Raw genomic sequence first — 17,651 nt, 5'->3', positions numbered from 1 at the left:
TCATTTGACTTCTGCATTGCACAGAGCCAGCAAACAATTTCAATACGATGCTTAATAATAGGAGTGACGTTATTTCGGCAGAGTGTAGCCGAAAGCGCCGCTTCATCAAGTGAGCTAAACCATGTGGTTGTAAAGTAATCTGTTACAAAGCAATCAGTTTTACTAACGATGAAGAAAAGGCGACCAACCAAAGGAATGGTTGAGTGTGGTTGGTGTCACTCAGAATATTGGAGTCTAGATAAGTTTTCGTTAGGACTCAACAAAAATGACGAGCTTCATAGGCTCGTCATTTTTTAGTTTACCGCGGGTTTATTCTTCAATGCTTTCTTGTTCGGTGTCTTCTTCAACCGTGACGTCAGAAGCGCCAGAGACTTGTTCTACGACGGTCTCTACTGCGCCCGATATCAAAATGTCGGGGTTGAGCGGCGGAATCACTTGCAAGTCATCGCTATTCTCATCAATCGCTGGCTGTTGGCTGACATGACCAATGATGGATTGGTAGTAACGTCGAATATTTTCTACGTAATTACGCGCTTCATCGCCTCTGGCGTACCCATAGCGAGTTTGGCTGTAATAGCGCTTCTGACGCAGTAAAGGCAGCCTATCTTTTACATCGGCCCAAGCGTTCGGATCGCCACCTTGTGCTTTGGTGAGTCGTCGTGCGTCCATCATGTGGCCGTAACCAATATTGTATGAAGCTAACGCAAACCATATTTTTTCATGCTCGTTGATGCTATCAGGCACGCGACCTACAATGCGACGTAAGTACTCGACACCACCACGAACAGATTGCTCAGGGTCTAAACGGTTTGTTACCCCGACGCTTTTCGCTGTTGGCAGAGTAAGCATCATCATCCCCCTAACACCCGTTGGCGATTTTGCTGTTGGTTTCCAATGTGACTCTTGATAAGCCAATGCTGCAATTAAGCGCCAGTCGAACTCTTCGCTGTATTTTTGGAATAAAGGTGCCCATTTAGGCAATTTGTCATCCAGAGCTCGAATGAATGCGCGAGTATCAACGTAGTCAAATGCTTCAATATGACCAATGTACTTTTCTTCGAGGGTGGACAGTTCTCCTGATTGTTTGATGTTACCGAAAAACTCTATCAGCATCGCATACAAACTTTCGTCTTCAGAGCGTCGAGTAAACCAAGATACTGGTTGATCTTCTGTAAGTTCAAACGCGAGCGCAAGATCGGGGTAAAGGCGTTGAGCAAGGGAAAGTTCCACCGAATCAGTCACAGTAAAACGTAACTCACCCGTCGATACGTATTTGAGTAAGTCTCTCGTGTCAGCATCACCAACAATTTCAAACTGAAGTTCTGGATACTGCTTCTTTAACGCTGTTAGGGTCGGAACATATTGCGATTGTTCAACGATCTTTAATGTTTGAGCGCCTGCATTTGTATCTTCGTCGGACTCGTCGTCTTTCGAGGCTTGGTATTCAATGAGTTGTTCGATATCACGTGGTCGAAGTTGCCCTTTTTTATATACCACTTGTTGGCTTACATAATAATAGGCAGGGCCTGGTCTAAATCGTTTGACTGCTTGTGACGTTTGATTTAAACCCGTAGCGATGATATCGATATCTCCTTTCTTAAGAGCAGGAAAAAGCTCAGCCTGGCGAAAGGCTGGTTTAATCTCGAGTTTGACGCCGAGCTGCTCCGCAAACTGACGCGCCAATTCGTAATCCAACCCTGCGGGACCATCGGGACCTATGTAGTAGGAAAGCTGATTGTTTAGCGTGCCAACACGAAGCACACCACGTTCTTGAATTTTTTCAAATTCACTTTTGGGCTCCGACTCAATCTGGCAAGCAGAGAGTAAAAGAACAGAAACTAAAATTAGAGCACTGCGCTTGAGCCGGTTGAAGTGACTTATTTGCATTAATAGGTACATCTTGGAAAATTTCTATTTGCCTTTATATCAAAGCGAGCTCATGGGGCAAAGTGAATCACACACTTATAACGTGACATTGTGTGTTTTATCGACATTTTAGTTGTAATTCAAATTTGACAAAAAAAATGACGCAAACGGTTGCTTTTGGTGTTACATCACAAAAACAATTACTATATAATGCGCTCGCAATGACGAGGTGGAATCGGCATAGGTTCGACAGGGCTTATTTTAAGTGTCTGAATTTATTCCAATATCACCTTAATCAATTGCATAAGAGACCTAAGCACATGAGAATTTTGCGTGGCTCCCCAGCTCTTTCTGAGTTTCGTGTTAATAAACTACTGGAACTTTGTCGTGAACAAGATCTGCCTGTAACTGGCATTTATGCCGAGTTTATGCACTTTGCCGATCTAAAGTCAGACCTTGATGACCAAGAGTTAGAAAAACTTGAAAAGTTACTAACTTACGGCCCAACCATCGAAGAGCATGAGCCTGAAGGTCTTCTACTTCTTGTCACGCCTCGTCCTGGCACTATCTCGCCTTGGTCTTCTAAATCTACCGATATCGCTGTTAACTGTGGTCTGGATAAAGTGAAACGTCTAGAGCGTGGTACGGCTTATTATGTCGAATCTTCAGTTGTTCTATCAGAAGCTCAAGCTGACGCTGTTAAAGCGTTAATTCACGACCGTATGATGGAAACAGTATTCACAGAATTTGAAGCCGCATCAGCATTATTTACTGTTGCAGAGCCTAAGCCTGTCGCACATGTTGATATCTTAGCTGGCGGTCGTCTTGCGCTTGAAGAGGCAAACGTTTCCCTTGGCTTGGCACTCGCAGAAGATGAAATTGATTACTTGGTCGAGAACTTTACTAAGCTTGGGCGTAACCCAAACGACATTGAATTGATGATGTTTGCTCAGGCGAACTCAGAGCATTGTCGCCACAAAATTTTTAACGCAGATTGGACTATCGACGGGGTAGATCAACCTAAGTCTTTGTTCAAAATGATCAAAAACACTTTTGAAACGACACCTGACTATGTACTGTCTGCATACAAAGACAACGCAGCCGTTATGACAGGTTCTAAAGCGGGGCGTTTCTTCCCTGACCCTAAATCTCGTCAATACACGTACCACCATGAAGATACGCACATCTTGATGAAGGTAGAAACGCACAACCACCCAACGGCAATCTCTCCATGGCCGGGCGCATCGACTGGCTCAGGCGGTGAAATCCGTGACGAAGGCGCGACGGGTATCGGCGGTAAGCCAAAAGCGGGTCTGGTTGGCTTTACAACCTCTAACTTACGTATTCCTGGTTTTGAACAGCCATGGGAAACCGACTTCGGCAAGCCGGGTCGTATTGTGAATGCGTTAGACATCATGCTTGAAGGCCCTCTTGGCGGCGCGGCATTCAACAACGAATTTGGTCGTCCAAATCTATTGGGTTACTTCCGTACTTACGAAGAAAAAGTCACTTCTCATGCGGGTGAAGAAATTCGTGGTTACCACAAACCAATCATGATTGCTGGTGGTATGGGTAACATCCGCGATGAACACGTACAGAAGAAAGAGATCCCTGTAGGTGCGAGCCTAATCGTACTTGGTGGTCCGGCAATGAACATCGGTCTTGGTGGTGGTGCGGCATCTTCCATGGCATCTGGTCAGTCAGCAGAAGATCTGGACTTCGCTTCGGTACAGCGTGAAAACCCAGAGATGGAACGTCGCTGTCAGGAAGTGATCGACCGTTGTTGGCAGTTAGGCGACGATAACCCAATCGCATTTATCCACGATGTGGGTGCAGGCGGTATCTCTAACGCATTGCCTGAACTTGTCGACGACGGTGAGCGTGGCGGTAAGTTCCAATTACGCTATGTACCAAACGATGAGCCGGGCATGAGCCCACTGGAAATCTGGTGTAACGAATCACAGGAACGTTACGTTCTAGCGGTAGCGCCAGAAAACATGGAAGCATTCGACGCCATCTGTAAGCGTGAACGCGCACCGTATGCAGTGGTGGGTGTGGCGACAGAAGAGCGTCATCTAACGCTAGAAGATTCTCACTTCGACAATACGCCAATCGATATGCCAATGGATATCCTGCTTGGTAAGCCACCGAAGATGCACCGTGACGCAACCACACTAAAAGTGGAAAGCCCTGCCATTGTTCGTGATGGTATTGAGCTTAATGAAGCGGTGGATCGCGTACTTCGTCTTCCTGCTGTTGCAGAAAAAACATTCCTAATTACTATCGGTGACCGAACAGTAACGGGTCTGGTTGCTCGTGATCAAATGGTTGGTCCTTGGCAGGTACCAGTAGCAAACTGCGCAGTAACAGCGGCAAGCTACGACACTTACCATGGCGAAGCAATGTCGATGGGTGAGCGCACGCCAGTGGCATTACTAGACTTTGGAGCATCGGCTCGCCTAGCCGTTGGTGAGTCACTAACGAACATTGCGGCAACAGACATCGGTGATATTAAACACATTAAACTGTCTGCGAACTGGATGTCTCCAGCGGGTCACCCAGGTGAAGATGCGGGTCTTTACGAAGCAGTGAAAGCGGTTGGTGAAGAATTGTGTCCTGCGTTAGGTTTGACTATCCCAGTTGGTAAAGACTCCATGTCGATGAAAACCAAGTGGGAAGAAAACGGCGAGAGCAAAGAAGTCACTTCTCCACTGTCGTTAGTTATCACGGCATTTGGTCGTGTGGAAGACGTACGTAAGACCGTGACTCCACAACTACGCACTGACAAAGGAAAGACTTCTCTAGTTCTTGTTGACTTGGGTAACGGCAAAAACCGCTTAGGTGCGACAGCATTGGCACAAGTATACAAACAGCTGGGTGACAAACCTGCTGACGTAGATAATGCAGAGCAGCTAAAAGGCTTCTTTGATGCAATGCAAGCGTTAGTACGTGATGACAAGCTAGTGGCTTACCACGATAAAGGCGACGGCGGTCTTTTTGTTACACTGGCTGAGATGGCGTTCGCGGGTCACTGTGGCGTAAAAGCGAACATCGCAGAGCTGGGTGATGATGCGCTAGCCGTTCTATTTAACGAAGAGCTAGGTGCGGTTGTTCAAGTTAAGAATGATGATCTAGATTCAGTTCTATCTACTCTGGCGGCAAACGGCTTAGAGGCATGCTCACATGTGATTGGTTCTGTTGAAGCTTCAGACGACTTTGTTATCACTTCTGGTGATGCAGTTGTACTTGAACGTTCACGTACCGAACTACGCGTTATCTGGGCTGAAACAACGCATAAGATGCAAGGTCTACGTGATAACCCAGCGTGTGCAGACCAAGAGCACGAAGCTAAGAAAGACAACTCTGACCCTGGTCTAAACGTTAAGCTCAGCTTCGACGTAAATGAAGACGTAGCAGCACCGTACATTGCGAAAGGTGCTAAACCTAAGATGGCAATTCTACGTGAGCAGGGCGTTAACTCCCACGTCGAAATGGCAGCAGCGTTTGACCGAGCTGGTTTTGAAGCAACCGACATCCATATGAGCGATATCCTAACAGGCCAAGCGGTACTGGATGAATACCATGGCCTAGTAGCTTGTGGTGGCTTCTCTTACGGCGACGTACTAGGTGCGGGTGAAGGTTGGGCTAAGTCTATCCTGTTTAACGCACAAGCTCGTGAACAGTTCCAAGCCTTCTTCAACCGTGAAGAGACGTTCTCTTTAGGTGTATGTAACGGTTGTCAGATGCTATCAAACCTGAAAGAGCTGATCCCAGGTGCAGACTTGTGGCCACGTTTTGTGCGCAACGAATCTGAGCGTTTTGAAGCGCGCTTTAGTCTAGTTGAAGTTCAGAAATCTGATTCTGTATTCTTCGACGGCATGGTTGGTTCGCGTATGCCAATCGCGGTTTCCCACGGAGAAGGGCGTGTAGAAGTACGTGATGCAGAGCACCTAGCAGCGATTGAAGCATCAGGTACGGTTGCGGTTCGTTACGTGGATAACCTCGGTAACCCAACACAACAATACCCGAACAACCCGAATGGTTCGCCAAACGCGATTACCGGTTTAACAACAGCAGATGGTCGCGTAACTATCATGATGCCTCACCCAGAGCGCGTATTCCGCACAGTTGCAAATTCTTGGGCTCCGGAAGGTTGGGGTGAAAATGGCGCTTGGATGCGTATGTTCCAAAATGCTCGTAAGAATATCGGTTAATTAACCAAAAGTTAATCTAGCTTAAGTGAAGCGTTGGTTGAGAGACCAGCGCTTTCTTTTTTCTTATCACTCTTTTTTCTTCGTCGCTCTTTCTAGTGACTTGGCGAAACGTTGCTTTGTTCTGCCTCTTCTTTGTCATCTATTATCTAGCGTAAAAAACTTGCAGCGTTTAGATTACTTTTATGCTCTAATACCGCGCTTACCAAGGGATGGTGTTAAACAGCTCAGCTTAGATGGAGTTATCAAGTTGACCGAATCCCTGATTGATCCCTAAATCCCTTAGGAAATGAAAGAAATGTCTAAGAATCCAAAATTTGCTATCCGCGTCACTGAAAAACGTAACGGCTGGAGCGCAGAAATCACTCGCCAAGTGACATCTCGTAAGACTGTAGTATCAAAGCGTGAAACAGGCTTTGACAGCGAAGAGAAAGCACAAGCTTGGGCTGAACAAGAACTGGCTGGATTTATCCAAAACCAAGTGGTTCGTAACGAGCGTAAAGCAGCGCAACGTCAAGAGCGTGAAGCAGAACAACTAGCGGCAAAAGTTCGTAAAGAAGAAGCCCGCAAAGCACGTGAAACCGAAGTAGACACTGACGAAGAATAAGTTTAAATCGGTGAGATGGTGACGTTACCCATCAAACAAATAGTGAAAATGCCCTGAGTTTTGTCTCAGGGCATTTTTTATTTATATCGGCTAAAAACAATCCGATGATACGGACAGGCTAAACGTGCCGTCTTCAGGGGCTGCAAATTGTTTATTGCCAGGAAGAAGGTGAGGGTTATTAGCATAAGTGCGATGTGTCGATTTGACCTTTGCAGAATGTCTTTCCGGTAAATCAAAGTGTTGTAAGCCGTCAGATAGATCGTTTGCTTCACCGTAGTCGAAATGTGTTGCGACGTCTTTGGGCTGCTTGGCGTAACGACAGTGATCCGGCTTACCATCTTCGTGCCAAGTTAAAGAGTTAGTTTTTGCATCTAGATTCAGGTTATTTGCTGTTGGCTGTGCGTAAAAATCTTCTGAAACTTGGTGCTTGCTTTGTTCTTGTAAGTAGTCTGCAATGTTCTCAGAAGCTTGCGCTAGGCTACCTACAGGGAAGAAGCAAATCAGAAGAAGCCGTGTTTTTAGATTGTTCATAATGTGTATGCAAGCAAAAGGAAATGATAATACTGATAAATAAAACGGCGTGCAATTATGGCCATTGGATACGATATAACAGGGCAGTTAATGTCTGCCCTGCATCTTTTAGGTATGGTTAGTATTGATAAGTGAGGTGCAGTTTGACTTCGCGACCAGGCGAAGGCACGCCATTAGATAGGTATGCTTCGTAGTAACGATCGGTTAAGTTTTTCACAACCGCGCCAACGCTCAAGCCTTCGACTTGTTGTATTTCCCAAACCACGTAAGCGTTTTGTAGCGTGTATTGCTCACTTGGCGATTTCACTTTTAAATTATTACCGCTTGCCTTGGTTTTGGTTTGCGCATCATACCAACGGACTTCCCAGCCCGTACGTAAACCGGGAATCCATTCGTAACCTAAACCCAGATTAATGTTTAATGGCGGTACATCAGGATGATCATCATCTGAACCTGTAGAGTCAGATAGGCTACCTTTGTTTTTGCCGCGAATGTAACTTGCTGAGAAATTACTGTAGAAATCTTCAATCCGGTATTGTGAAATTAGCTCAAAGCCATAGTTTTTAAAGCCATCTAGGTTTGTATTCCAGCTTTGTAACTCAGTAGTATTTTTGTCGAGGTTTTCGCCCGTTCGTATATCAACTGTGTCGCTAACATCGTTATAGAACATAGTTAACTCTGTTGCGAGGTTATCGAGAGAGTTCACCAGCCCTTCCGTTAAGTTGATAACGCTTGCTTGATAAGCATGGATACGAGACACGTCCAGATTCAAAGCAGTAGCCGTAGCGGTAGCTCGCGCATATTGCACTGAGTAGATGTTATCAACGGTTGGTGCTTTTAAAGCGTAGGCGTAGGAGGCGTTTAAACGCGTATTATTGCTTGCATCAAAGTCGATATCCAAACGTGGGCTAAAGCCTTTATGCGTCGTTTCACCGTAGTTATGTCCGGCAGCTGGATCATTATAATCCGGCGCTGCGTTCCCTTTTCCTTCACTCTTGATGTATTCGTAACGCAGAGAAGGTGTGATTGTTAGGCGGTCTGTTGCTTGATAGTGATCAGCAATGTAAGCGGCATAAATTGACTGCGTGCCAGATGGTTCGTAGTAAGGGGTGTACCAACCGTAGTTTTTCGCTTCATTACTGTCGTATGATGCGTTGAATACCAACGAGTCTCTATCGGTTTTTTGATATTGAAGCCCAGTGACTAGAGTGTGGTCTCCGAATTGCGCTTGGTTAAACACATCAACGTAGTCACGCTCGTAACTCAGCCATGACTCATGACCGTAACTGCCAACAGAAACGAACATTTTCTCGAATGCTACGTCAGGGCGAACCCAATGACGATCGTTTTCGGAACGTGCCATTTTGATATTGAAATCAATATACGGGTTAGTCGGCATGTAGTGGTAAGAGATGGTTGTGGTGTTGTCCGTGTATTTGTTATCGACGGTGTAAGCGTATTGGGCTTTTTCTAATGAGCCGTATTTCTTGATATTGTATTCGGTGATGTTAGGCATTTTTCCGCGGCGGTTAGCCCAAGGTTTACGACCTTCATCTTTGTAGCGAGTATGGCTAATTTCAAACTCGTGATCGTTATTTTCATAACCGACCTTTACGAGCATGTTTTCTTGCTCATAACCTGAGTAATCTAGCGTTTCACCACCTCCGACTTTAATGTCATCAGAATCTTTTACCGAGCCATTCGCTAGAAAATAAAAACCAGTATCGTTTTTACCATAGAGTGTTAGCGTGTAGGCGTTCTCATCGCCGTTGGTGTTGTATGCACTTGAGATGCGAGCACCAAAGTTTCTTTCGCCGTACAGGAGATCATCGACACTTTTGGTTTTAATGCGAATGGAGCCACCAAACTTCCCGTTGAGTGCTCGATAGTCGTGCGCGCCCTTGATAATTTCTGCTTCGCCAATTAAGAACGGATCAAAAAAGAAGGTACCGTAGCGGTATTGTTGAAAGCCAATTGGAGCGCCATCGACAAAGACGGCGATATCGCTTGGATCATCAAAACCACGAATGTTAATACGTTCGCCACCAGAACGACCGCCACCATCTATTGATGCACCGGGAACGGCATCGATCATTGAGGCAAAATTAGAGTACTGTTGCTCTTCAATCTCTGACCAATTAATGGTGGTTTGCGCAGGCTCAGCAATGGTAATAGGTTTGGCATAACGAACGCCTATGACTTCAAGCTCTTCATTTGGCGCTGTCTCGGCATATGAATAAAGAGGGAAGAGCAAAGCCAGTGAAATGAGATTTACTTTGAATGGATGACTTTTTAATCGTTTCATATTGATGATTTATAGTGTTTTTATGAAGCTGGGATTATAAGAACATTATTACGATTAATAAATGATAATGAGATTAATTATCAAATGTGTTTTTGCGACGGATTGTAAAGTTTTTTATCCATTCGTGGAAACTACGATAAGTATCGTTAGCGTACATAAAACAAAAAGCCCAACATCATGGACGCTGAGCTTATTGGCTTTAAACAAGATAGTGCGAGCACTGTTGCTCCTTTTGAGCTAATCAGGCGCCTACTTGATAGGAATTACTGAGTTTCTAACGGTATCTGTCCGGTTGTCAGCGGCTCGGCATCGAATTCAGTGAGGCCTTCAATATAGCTTTCGACTGCTTGCTCTAAAGCATTATCACCTTGGTTAAAATAGGCAAGGTGGAAAATTGCATCGCCTTCGTTCACCAATGGTAATGTTTGTTGACCGATAACTAAACCACGCTTCGGGGCTTTTAGTTCTATCTCATCATGACCAAGAGGAGAGCTAATATAAGCGAGCGTTTCCCCCTGTTCTACTTTGTCTCCCAGATTAACGACAGTACGCAAAATGCCGTTACCTGACGCGCGAACCCAGCTGGTGGACTTCGCTATGATAGGCTCAGGCAGCTTTTTCCTGCTCGCACGCAACATACCAATGGCTTGCATTACGCGCCGAACCCCGAGTACACCAGCGCTGATCGAAAGTGGATCAAAACGCAATGCTTCGCCAGCTTCGTAGGTTAGCACGGGGATATCACATTTTTCTGCTTCACTGCGTAAAGAGCCATCACGCAATGCTGAATCAACAATCACTGGCGTCGCAAATGCTTGAGCAATACGTAGAGTTTCTGGGTTGCTTAAGTTTGCGCGGATCTGTGGCAAGTTCGTGCGATGAATGGCCCCTGTGTGTAGATCCAAAATGTAGTCACAACGCTTGGCAATGTTGTTAAAGAACCCGTGTGCCATACGAGATGCAAGTGCGCCTTTTTCACTGCCAGGAAAGCAACGGTTGAGATCTCGTCGGTCGGGCAAGTAACGAGATTTATGGATGAAACCAAAAACGTTAACGATAGGTACTGCAATGACAGTGCCTTTCAGTTTTTGTGGATCCAGTTGGTTAATGATCTGACGAACGATTTCTACGCCATTAAGCTCATCACCATGGATAGCCGCATTCACCATTAACACTGGTCCTTCTTGTTTCCCATGGATGATTTCCACAGGAATAGATAAAGGCGAATGTGTATATAGCTTCGCTGCTTCAAATTCGATCTCTAATCGTTGTCCTGGTTGTATTTGATGTCCTAAGAGCTCAAACACTTTGCTTTTTTTACTTCTGGCCATAAACCATCTCTGTCAAATGCGTCATCAGCAATGTAACAATTGCTGCAAAATCGCACTAATCATTCTCATTAAGGACACGACAAATTACTTTAATCGTCATGCGTGAAATTTTGTTATGTGTGAAGTTTTTGTTTTCAATATGATCTTTTCTATCAGTTTAATACATAACAAGCCATAGAGAAGAGAGCGCAATAATAGCCTTAAAAAATGTGACAGTATTAAAAATAATACTGTTCATGGAGGACAAAAAAACGGACTTTTAACCCTACTTTTTATCCGATAATATCCGCGCCGAATTTGAGGTTTCACACTTTATAACTAGAGGTTTTGATGAAAAAGGCAATTGCTAAAATTGGTGCATTGACTGCGGTAGCAGTTTCACTTTCAGGTTGCGTAGGTAGTAATGCCGTGACAGGTTATGTCATGGGATTTAACTTGAAAGCTGTTGACAACCGTTACGCTCGAGGTGGCCTAAATATGCTTTTGGCGCCTGTTTATGGTGTCGCGATCGCAGCGGATTATATCGTGTTTAACTCTCTAGAATTTTGGACGGGTAAGAACCCGTTAAATGGTAAGCCACATATCTTCGATACAAAGGTAGATACTTACATTGATGTCAATCACCAGTTAGATAAGTCGTTAACGACGGCACCAATCGCACCATTAGCGGATAACCGTGTCATTGAGCGGGGGCGAATGCAGCAAATCGATGAGAACACTGTTCAAATGGATATTACTTACAGTAACGGTGAAAAGGCGACACTCATGGGTGTACGCGATGGTGAGTTTGTTACTTACTACATTGATGGTGAAGTTGTTGCACAAACCTCGATGGATGAATTAGCCGCTTACGCGCAAAACCGTGTGTAGTTGGGTTCAACTAAACCAAAAAAAGGGTGCCGTATGGCACCCTTTGTCGTTTTTCGTGATTGAATTATGCTTTCTCTGGAATCGCTTCTAAAAGCGCGACCATCTGCTCCCAGTACAACTGAACAGTATCAATCTTCACTTTCTCATCTGGTGAGTGAGGGAATTTTATTGTTGGACCGAAAGAAACCATATCCATATGTGGGTATGGTTCTTTAAATAGGCCACACTCAAGACCAGCATGGATGACCATGATGTTCGGCTTATGACCGTAAATGCCTTCATACATATCACGGAAAATTGCCATGATCTCGGAATCTGCATCTGGCTTCCAGCCAGGGTAAGCGCCTGAGAACTGAATTTGTGCGCCTGCTAGCTCAGTAATCGAGCGCAGCATGCTTTCCACTTGGCTACGGCCAGAGTCAATGAGAGAACGAATCAAGCAAAGCACGGTGACTTTATTTTCTTCTGTGCTGATCACACCAACGTTTAGAGAAGTTTCAACAACGCCTTCCACCTCATCACTCATACGGATTACGCCGTTTGGACAAGCGTTAAGTGCCGCAATGAATCGTTGCTGATCGGCGATTGAAAATACTTGCGCGTCAGTCGTGATCACTTCATTAAAGGTTACGATACCTGTTTCGATTTTACCCAATTCAGTTTTAAGCAGCTCAGTGTAGCGGTTGAACAGCTCAGCAAGCTTGTCTTGGTTTTCGACAGGAAGCGCGACAGTAACAAACGCTTCGCGAGGGATTGCATTACGTAAGCTACCGCCACGGAATTCGACTAAACGTAAATCAAGCTCTTGAGCATGACCGGCAAGGAAACGACCAAGTAATTTGTTGGCATTACCGCGACCTGTGTGAATGTCACAACCTGAGTGACCACCTTTTAGGCCTTTCAGCGTCAGTTGGCGTGTTACAAAACCTGCAGGCGTTGATTCTCGAGAAATATCGAAAGTCATGGTGCCATCAACGCCACCTGCACAACCCATGTAGACTTCGCCTTCTTGCTCAGAGTCTGTATTTAGAAGAATCTCACCCTCTAACCAACCAGCTTCAAGGCCAAATGCGCCAGTCATGCCTGCTTCTTCATCAATCGTCAGCAGAACTTCGAGTGGACCGTGCTTAATATCTTTAGATGCCAATACAGCAAGGCAAGAAGCCATACCAATACCGTTATCTGCACCAAGCGTCGTGCCTTTCGCAGTTACCCATTCGCCATCGATGTAAGGTTGGATTGGATCTTTGGTGAAGTCGTGTTCAGTGTCTTCGTTTTTCTGCGGCACCATGTCGATGTGTGCTTGAAGTACAACAGCCTTCTTATTTTCCATTCCTGGTGTCGCGGGCTTTTTGATGAACACGTTACCGGTTGGATCACGGCGAACGTCAAAGCCTTGCTCTGTTGCCCAGTTGATAATGTACTGTGCTAATGCTTCTTCATGTTTCGATGGATGAGGGATAGAACAAATCTTATCGAAAAACTGCCAAAGTGGAGCAGGTGATAAGGTACTGATCTCAGAATGGAACTCAGACACGGAGGACTCCTTTTGATGTGCTTTGCCAAATATATACCGTAAAAATGTTGTCAAGGTAGCATTAAATGCTAGACGATTTGGCCTTCAAATTGCCGTTAGCATACCACCAGATAAGGAGTACGAGTAGTCGCGATCACAAGGATTTCTCTCAGAACTGTCACAGTTTGTGAATACAATAACAAGCACTATGTGTTCTCTATCATACATTCTGAAAGTGGCTTTATTTTTTAATTCATAAAATTGTAATTTAATTACATATAAACTTTGATAAAGGTCAATTTATGTATTTTTTGTGATTCCAATCACTAAAATGCTTGTAATTAAATTTCTTGGTGGTATATTTGTAACCAGCTTCTGAGAGAAGAATGAAATGCTCAAAGGATGAGTCCGTTTTATCGCCTCCAAGGAACCGAGAAATCAACGAATGTTTAATTGATTTAAAAGGTGATAGTTATGAAAGGTTTACCAAGTACAATGTTCTGGAATAGCAAGTCTGTTTACACCGGTAACTTTGTATACCCAACAAGCTTTGGCTACTAAGTGAAGTCAACGCATGTGACTCGAACAGTTTGTTCACCCCTATAAATTGGAATTTTTTTTCAGTGATAGTGCTGACATGATTCACCGCCACCCAAATTGGGTGGCGTTTTTTTATCTCTATTTTCTCTTCCTGACTCACTTATTGCCATCAAAGCCTTCTTCTATTCCCCATTCTTCGGTTTTATCGACTTTTCCATCAAATCTGTTAGATACCATGTTAAAAATGGGTCTTTTTCACCTGAAAGTTTAGTACATTGCTCAGTTTTTATTCTCTTTTAGGGAACTGTGTTATCTAGGTTACCTATTGTTTTGTAAGAATATATTCCTTTGCCTACTTTGATAGGTTAGAGAATGTGTTTCATATCCAAAGAAAAAAAACGCATTAGAGTGAAGATTCTATCTAGAATTTGCTATTTGATAACTTTATAATTCCTGCCAATCGATTACGCAACCGTTTACTTTTTTACCTTTACAGGATTCGATCATGCTCGAGAGGCTTTTTAAACTCAGTGAAAATGGCACAAATGTGCGTACTGAGATCATTGCAGGTGTTACGACCTTCCTAACTATGGCTTACATTATTTTTGTAAACCCAGCGATCCTGTCGGATACCGGTATGGACCGTGGTGCCATTTTTGTCGCGACTTGTCTTGCTGCCGCAATCGGCTGTTTTATTATGGGATTTGTTGCGAATTACCCAATCGCACAGGCACCAGGAATGGGCCTGAACGCATTTTTCACTTACTCTGTTGTATTGGGAATGGGTTATACGTGGCAAGTTGCGTTAGCGGCTGTATTTGTTTCTGGCCTTCTGTTCATTCTTTTAAGCGTATTTAAGATCCGTGAGTGGATTATTAACTCGATCCCGCATTCTCTACGAACAGGTATTTCAGCTGGTATTGGTCTTTTCTTAGCGTTTATCGCATTAAAAAATGCAGGTATCGTCGTTGATAACCCAGCAACATTAGTTTCTATGGGAGAGATCACATCATTGCCATCTGTATTGGCCGCGATTGGCTTCTTTCTTACGATTGCACTGGTTCACCGTGGTGTGAAAGGTGCGGTGATGATCGCCATTCTTGGCGTTACAGCGCTCGGTCTTCTATTTGGTGATGTGCAGTGGGGCGGTATTATGTCAACGCCACCAAGCATTGCGCCAACTTTCATGCAACTGGATTTCTCTGGTTTGTTTGAAGTAGGCATGATTTCCGTCGTATTTGCTTTCCTATTTGTCGATTTATTTGACACCGCAGGTACGCTCGTTGGCGTTTCTCAAAAAGCAGGTCTAACTGATGAGAATGGCAACATCCCTCGTTTAAACAAAGCGTTACTTGCAGACTCAACAGCAACGTCAGTAGGTGCATTACTTGGTACCTCCAACACGACATCTTATATTGAAAGCGTTTCTGGTGTGGCTGCGGGTGGGCGTACTGGTCTAACAGCCGTGGTTGTTGGTGTACTCTTCCTACTTGCTCTATTGTTCTCACCACTTGCGGGTATGATCCCTGCTTATGCAACGTCAGGTGCGCTATTCTATGTGGCGATCTTGATGCTGTCTGGGCTAGTAAGCATTGATTGGCGTGACCTAACTGAAGCGTCCCCAGTTGTTGTGACTTGTTTAGTTATGCCGCTAACATTCTCGATTGCAGAAGGTATCACGTTAGGCTTTATCGCATACGCGGCGATCAAGTTATTCAGCGGTAAGGGCCGTGAAGTGTCGATGAGTGTATGGGTGATGTCAGCCATCTTCATCGTTAAATACCTCGTCGGTTAATTTCTCGAGCAAAAAGCCAGTGTGGATTTATTCACGCTGGCTTTTTCTTTTTTTACGTTGTTCACAGAAGACGGTTTTTCTGCGGAATAGGCAGAGAATTTTGATATCACCGTTGGTATTAGCGGTGTGTTTCGGTAGAATAATCGTTTGCGCAGCTTGAAATCCTCGTCTCCAAACATTTTGGAGAAGTTAGTGAGCATTCCGCTTTTGAGTGACTTCGCTAGATTTTGAGGATGCATATTTTCAAATTATTAGGTTATTACAATGAGTAAAAAATTCATTATCACTTGGGATGCAATGCAGACTTACTGCCGTGAACTGGCTGAGAAACAAATGCCAGCTGAGCAATGGAAAGGAATTTGGGCGGTAAGCCGCGGCGGTTTGGTTCCTGGCGCTATTTTGGCTCGTGAACTGGGTATTCGTTACGTTGATACAATCTGTATTTCAAGCTACGACCATGATCATCAGCGCGATATGACGGTACTAAAAGCACCTGAAGGTGATGGCGAAGGTTACCTAATCGTTGAAGACCTAGTAGACAGTGGTGATACAGCGCGCAAACTACGTGAGATGTATCCAAAAGCGAAAATGATCGCTGTGTGTGCGAAACCATCAGGCAAAGAGCTGCTGGATGATTACGTTGTAGATATTGCTCAAGACACTTGGATCGAGCAGCCTTGGGATATGTCAATCCAGTATGCTGAGCCAGTAAACCGCAAGCAAAAATAAGCGCGGTTAAAGAATATTGAGAAATGCCCCTTTATAGGGGCATTTTTTTTATTATGATATTAAATCATGCTAATAGCCTAGGGTTCTTCCTATGTCTGAAGACGTCAGTAAAAATCTTTCCGAAACTTTGTTCGTGAAACATAAGCAAGCAAAAGAAACCTCCGCGCTTACCCAGTACATGCCGACCAGTAAAAAAATACTTGATGAACGAGAAGCGCAAGGTGAGCGTGCTTGGTATCGTCATTTGCGTCGCTTGCAATGGGCTTGGCAAGGATTGTCTCCGATCGAAATGGAAGGCGTACTGTCCAAAATTGCTTCATCTTCTCACTCGCGAACCAATGATGATTGGTTAGACACTGTAATGGGTTATCACAGTGGTAACTGGACATTTGAGTGGATCAAGCTTGGTATGGATCATCAGAAGCGAGCAAATGAAATGCAAGGAGAAGAGGCAGCGGATGAACTCTTCACTGCTTCTTTGTGTTTTAGTATTGCAGGCTACCCACATTTAAAAAATGACAACTTGGCATCGCAAGCTCAAGTTCTGGCAAACAAAGCGTATTCTGACGGCGCAGAAAAAACTAAGTACACCATCAAGCAAATTGAAGTGCCTTACCAAAATCGCAAAATCATCGCGAACCTCCATTTACCAAGAACGGATAAACAGTTGCCTGTGGTAATGGTGAGCGCTGGTTTGGATACCCTACAAACCGACATGTGGCGTTTGTTCCGTAATCGTCTTGCACCGCGAGATATTGCGATGTTAACCGTGGACATGCCTTCGGTAGGGCATAGCTCTCATTGGCCCTTGACCGAGAATTCAAGTTGCCTACATCAAGCGGTATTGAATGAGCTTTACTCGCTACCTTGGGTTGATCATCACAAAGTGGGGTTAGTTGGGTTTCGTTTTGGTGGTAATGCCATGATCAGACTCTCTTTTGTCGAGCAAGAAAAGATCAAAGCTTGTGTCGCTCTAGGCGCACCCGTACATGATATTTTTACTTCCCCTCAGAAGTTGCAAAAAATGCCGAAGATGTACTTAGATCTTTTGGCTTCCCGTTTGGGGAAAAATGCGGTTGATATTAATAGCATGGCTGGTCAGATGATGGCGTGGTCATTGAAGGTTCAGGGCTTCCTGAGCAGTCGAAAAACCAAAGTGCCTATTTTGGCTTTGAGTCTTGAAGGCGATCCAGTGTCGCCACACAGTGATAATCAACTTGTTGCTCTATTTAGCCAGTATGGTAGAGCGAAAAAAATCAGTTCCAAAACAATTACAAAAGGATATGAGCAATCCCTCGATTTAGCCATAAAGTGGCTAGAAGATGAATTATTAGGGTGACAATTCTCCTA

At 44.5% G+C, this 17,651-nt stretch carries 11 protein-coding genes; 6 read left to right on the top strand and 5 right to left on the bottom strand.

The genetic code is table 11. The features are described from left to right. Nucleotides 1–309: 309 nt before the first annotated feature. Entirely contained in the window at nt 310–1,887 is a 1,578-nt protein-coding gene (mltF, locus tag R7Q41_RS16085) for a membrane-bound lytic murein transglycosylase MltF (protein ID WP_031777268.1), read from the bottom strand. A 299-nt stretch (nt 1,888–2,186) separates the two neighbouring features. Between mltF and purL the strand changes: the two genes are divergently transcribed. Both purL and R7Q41_RS16075 read left to right on the top strand, forming a co-directional pair. Next, a complete protein-coding gene (gene purL / locus R7Q41_RS16080; protein ID WP_318144579.1) occupies nt 2,187–6,080 on the top strand; it encodes a phosphoribosylformylglycinamidine synthase in 3,894 nt (1,297 codons plus the stop codon). A gap of 295 nt (nt 6,081–6,375) precedes the next feature. Beyond that, nucleotides 6,376–6,684: a DUF3622 domain-containing protein gene (locus tag R7Q41_RS16075; protein ID WP_025998700.1), complete on the top strand. Its 309-nt coding sequence runs from the start codon at nt 6,376–6,378 to the stop codon at nt 6,682–6,684. Between the two features lie 90 nt (nt 6,685–6,774). Here the strand turns inward: R7Q41_RS16075 and R7Q41_RS16070 are convergent, their stop codons facing one another. From R7Q41_RS16070 to R7Q41_RS16060, 3 genes are all read right to left on the bottom strand, one after another. Continuing rightward, complete coding sequence (locus R7Q41_RS16070; protein WP_005381599.1) at nt 6,775–7,215, bottom strand: hypothetical protein; 441 nt, start codon at nt 7,213–7,215, stop codon at nt 6,775–6,777. Between the two features lie 118 nt (nt 7,216–7,333). Further along, nucleotides 7,334–9,520, bottom strand: coding sequence for a TonB-dependent receptor domain-containing protein (locus R7Q41_RS16065; RefSeq protein WP_318144578.1), 2,187 nt, complete (start codon nt 9,518–9,520; stop codon nt 7,334–7,336). Nucleotides 9,521–9,783: 263 nt separating this feature from the next. Further along, nucleotides 9,784–10,851, bottom strand: a complete 1,068-nt coding sequence (locus tag R7Q41_RS16060) for a succinylglutamate desuccinylase/aspartoacylase family protein (RefSeq protein ID WP_017820600.1) — start codon at nt 10,849–10,851, stop codon at nt 9,784–9,786. Nucleotides 10,852–11,181: 330 nt separating this feature from the next. On the opposite strand from R7Q41_RS16060, the gene R7Q41_RS16055 reads away from it, so the two are divergent. Beyond that, entirely contained in the window at nt 11,182–11,721 is a 540-nt protein-coding gene (locus tag R7Q41_RS16055; RefSeq protein ID WP_161441362.1) for a DUF3332 domain-containing protein, read from the top strand. Between the two features lie 64 nt (nt 11,722–11,785). Here R7Q41_RS16055 and R7Q41_RS16050 read toward each other — a convergent pair whose 3' ends face one another. Then, nucleotides 11,786–13,258, bottom strand: coding sequence for an aminoacyl-histidine dipeptidase (locus tag R7Q41_RS16050; RefSeq protein WP_238966659.1), 1,473 nt, complete (start codon nt 13,256–13,258; stop codon nt 11,786–11,788). Between the two features lie 1,024 nt (nt 13,259–14,282). Here R7Q41_RS16050 and R7Q41_RS16045 point away from each other — a divergent pair. From R7Q41_RS16045 to frsA, 3 genes are all read left to right on the top strand, one after another. After that, nucleotides 14,283–15,572 (top strand): NCS2 family permease, encoded by a 1,290-nt coding sequence (locus R7Q41_RS16045; RefSeq protein ID WP_005381592.1) that lies wholly within the window; start codon nt 14,283–14,285, stop codon nt 15,570–15,572. A gap of 264 nt (nt 15,573–15,836) precedes the next feature. Beyond that, on the top strand, nt 15,837–16,301 hold the full coding sequence (gene tet(34) / locus R7Q41_RS16040) for an oxytetracycline resistance phosphoribosyltransferase domain-containing protein Tet(34) (RefSeq protein WP_005381590.1): 465 nt from the start codon (nt 15,837–15,839) through the stop codon (nt 16,299–16,301). Between the two features lie 91 nt (nt 16,302–16,392). Continuing rightward, entirely contained in the window at nt 16,393–17,640 is a 1,248-nt protein-coding gene (gene frsA / locus R7Q41_RS16035; RefSeq protein WP_213906073.1) for an esterase FrsA, read from the top strand. The last annotated feature ends 11 nt before the right edge of the window (nt 17,641–17,651 follow it).

Source organism: Vibrio sp. 2096 (assembly GCF_033339595.1).
GTDB classification, from domain to species: Bacteria; Pseudomonadota; Gammaproteobacteria; order Enterobacterales; family Vibrionaceae; genus Vibrio; species Vibrio alginolyticus.
Note: the sequence above shows the minus strand (reverse complement) of the source record. Positions and strands in the feature narration are given on the sequence as shown.

Bases quoted from the DNA above. Each gene is read 5' to 3' on its own strand.
- R7Q41_RS16065 (WP_318144578.1), bottom strand. From the start codon at position 9,520: ATGAAACGATTAAAAAGTCATCCATTCAAAGTAAATCTCATTTCACTG.
- mltF (WP_031777268.1), bottom strand. From the start codon at position 1,887: ATGCAAATAAGTCACTTCAACCGGCTCAAGCGCAGTGCTCTAATTTTA.
- purL (WP_318144579.1), top strand. From the start codon at position 2,187: ATGAGAATTTTGCGTGGCTCCCCAGCTCTTTCTGAGTTTCGTGTTAAT.
- R7Q41_RS16060 (WP_017820600.1), bottom strand. From the start codon at position 10,851: ATGGCCAGAAGTAAAAAAAGCAAAGTGTTTGAGCTCTTAGGACATCAA.
- R7Q41_RS16075 (WP_025998700.1), top strand. From the start codon at position 6,376: ATGTCTAAGAATCCAAAATTTGCTATCCGCGTCACTGAAAAACGTAAC.
- frsA (WP_213906073.1), top strand. From the start codon at position 16,393: ATGTCTGAAGACGTCAGTAAAAATCTTTCCGAAACTTTGTTCGTGAAA.
- R7Q41_RS16070 (WP_005381599.1), bottom strand. From the start codon at position 7,215: ATGAACAATCTAAAAACACGGCTTCTTCTGATTTGCTTCTTCCCTGTA.
- R7Q41_RS16045 (WP_005381592.1), top strand. From the start codon at position 14,283: ATGCTCGAGAGGCTTTTTAAACTCAGTGAAAATGGCACAAATGTGCGT.
- R7Q41_RS16055 (WP_161441362.1), top strand. From the start codon at position 11,182: ATGAAAAAGGCAATTGCTAAAATTGGTGCATTGACTGCGGTAGCAGTT.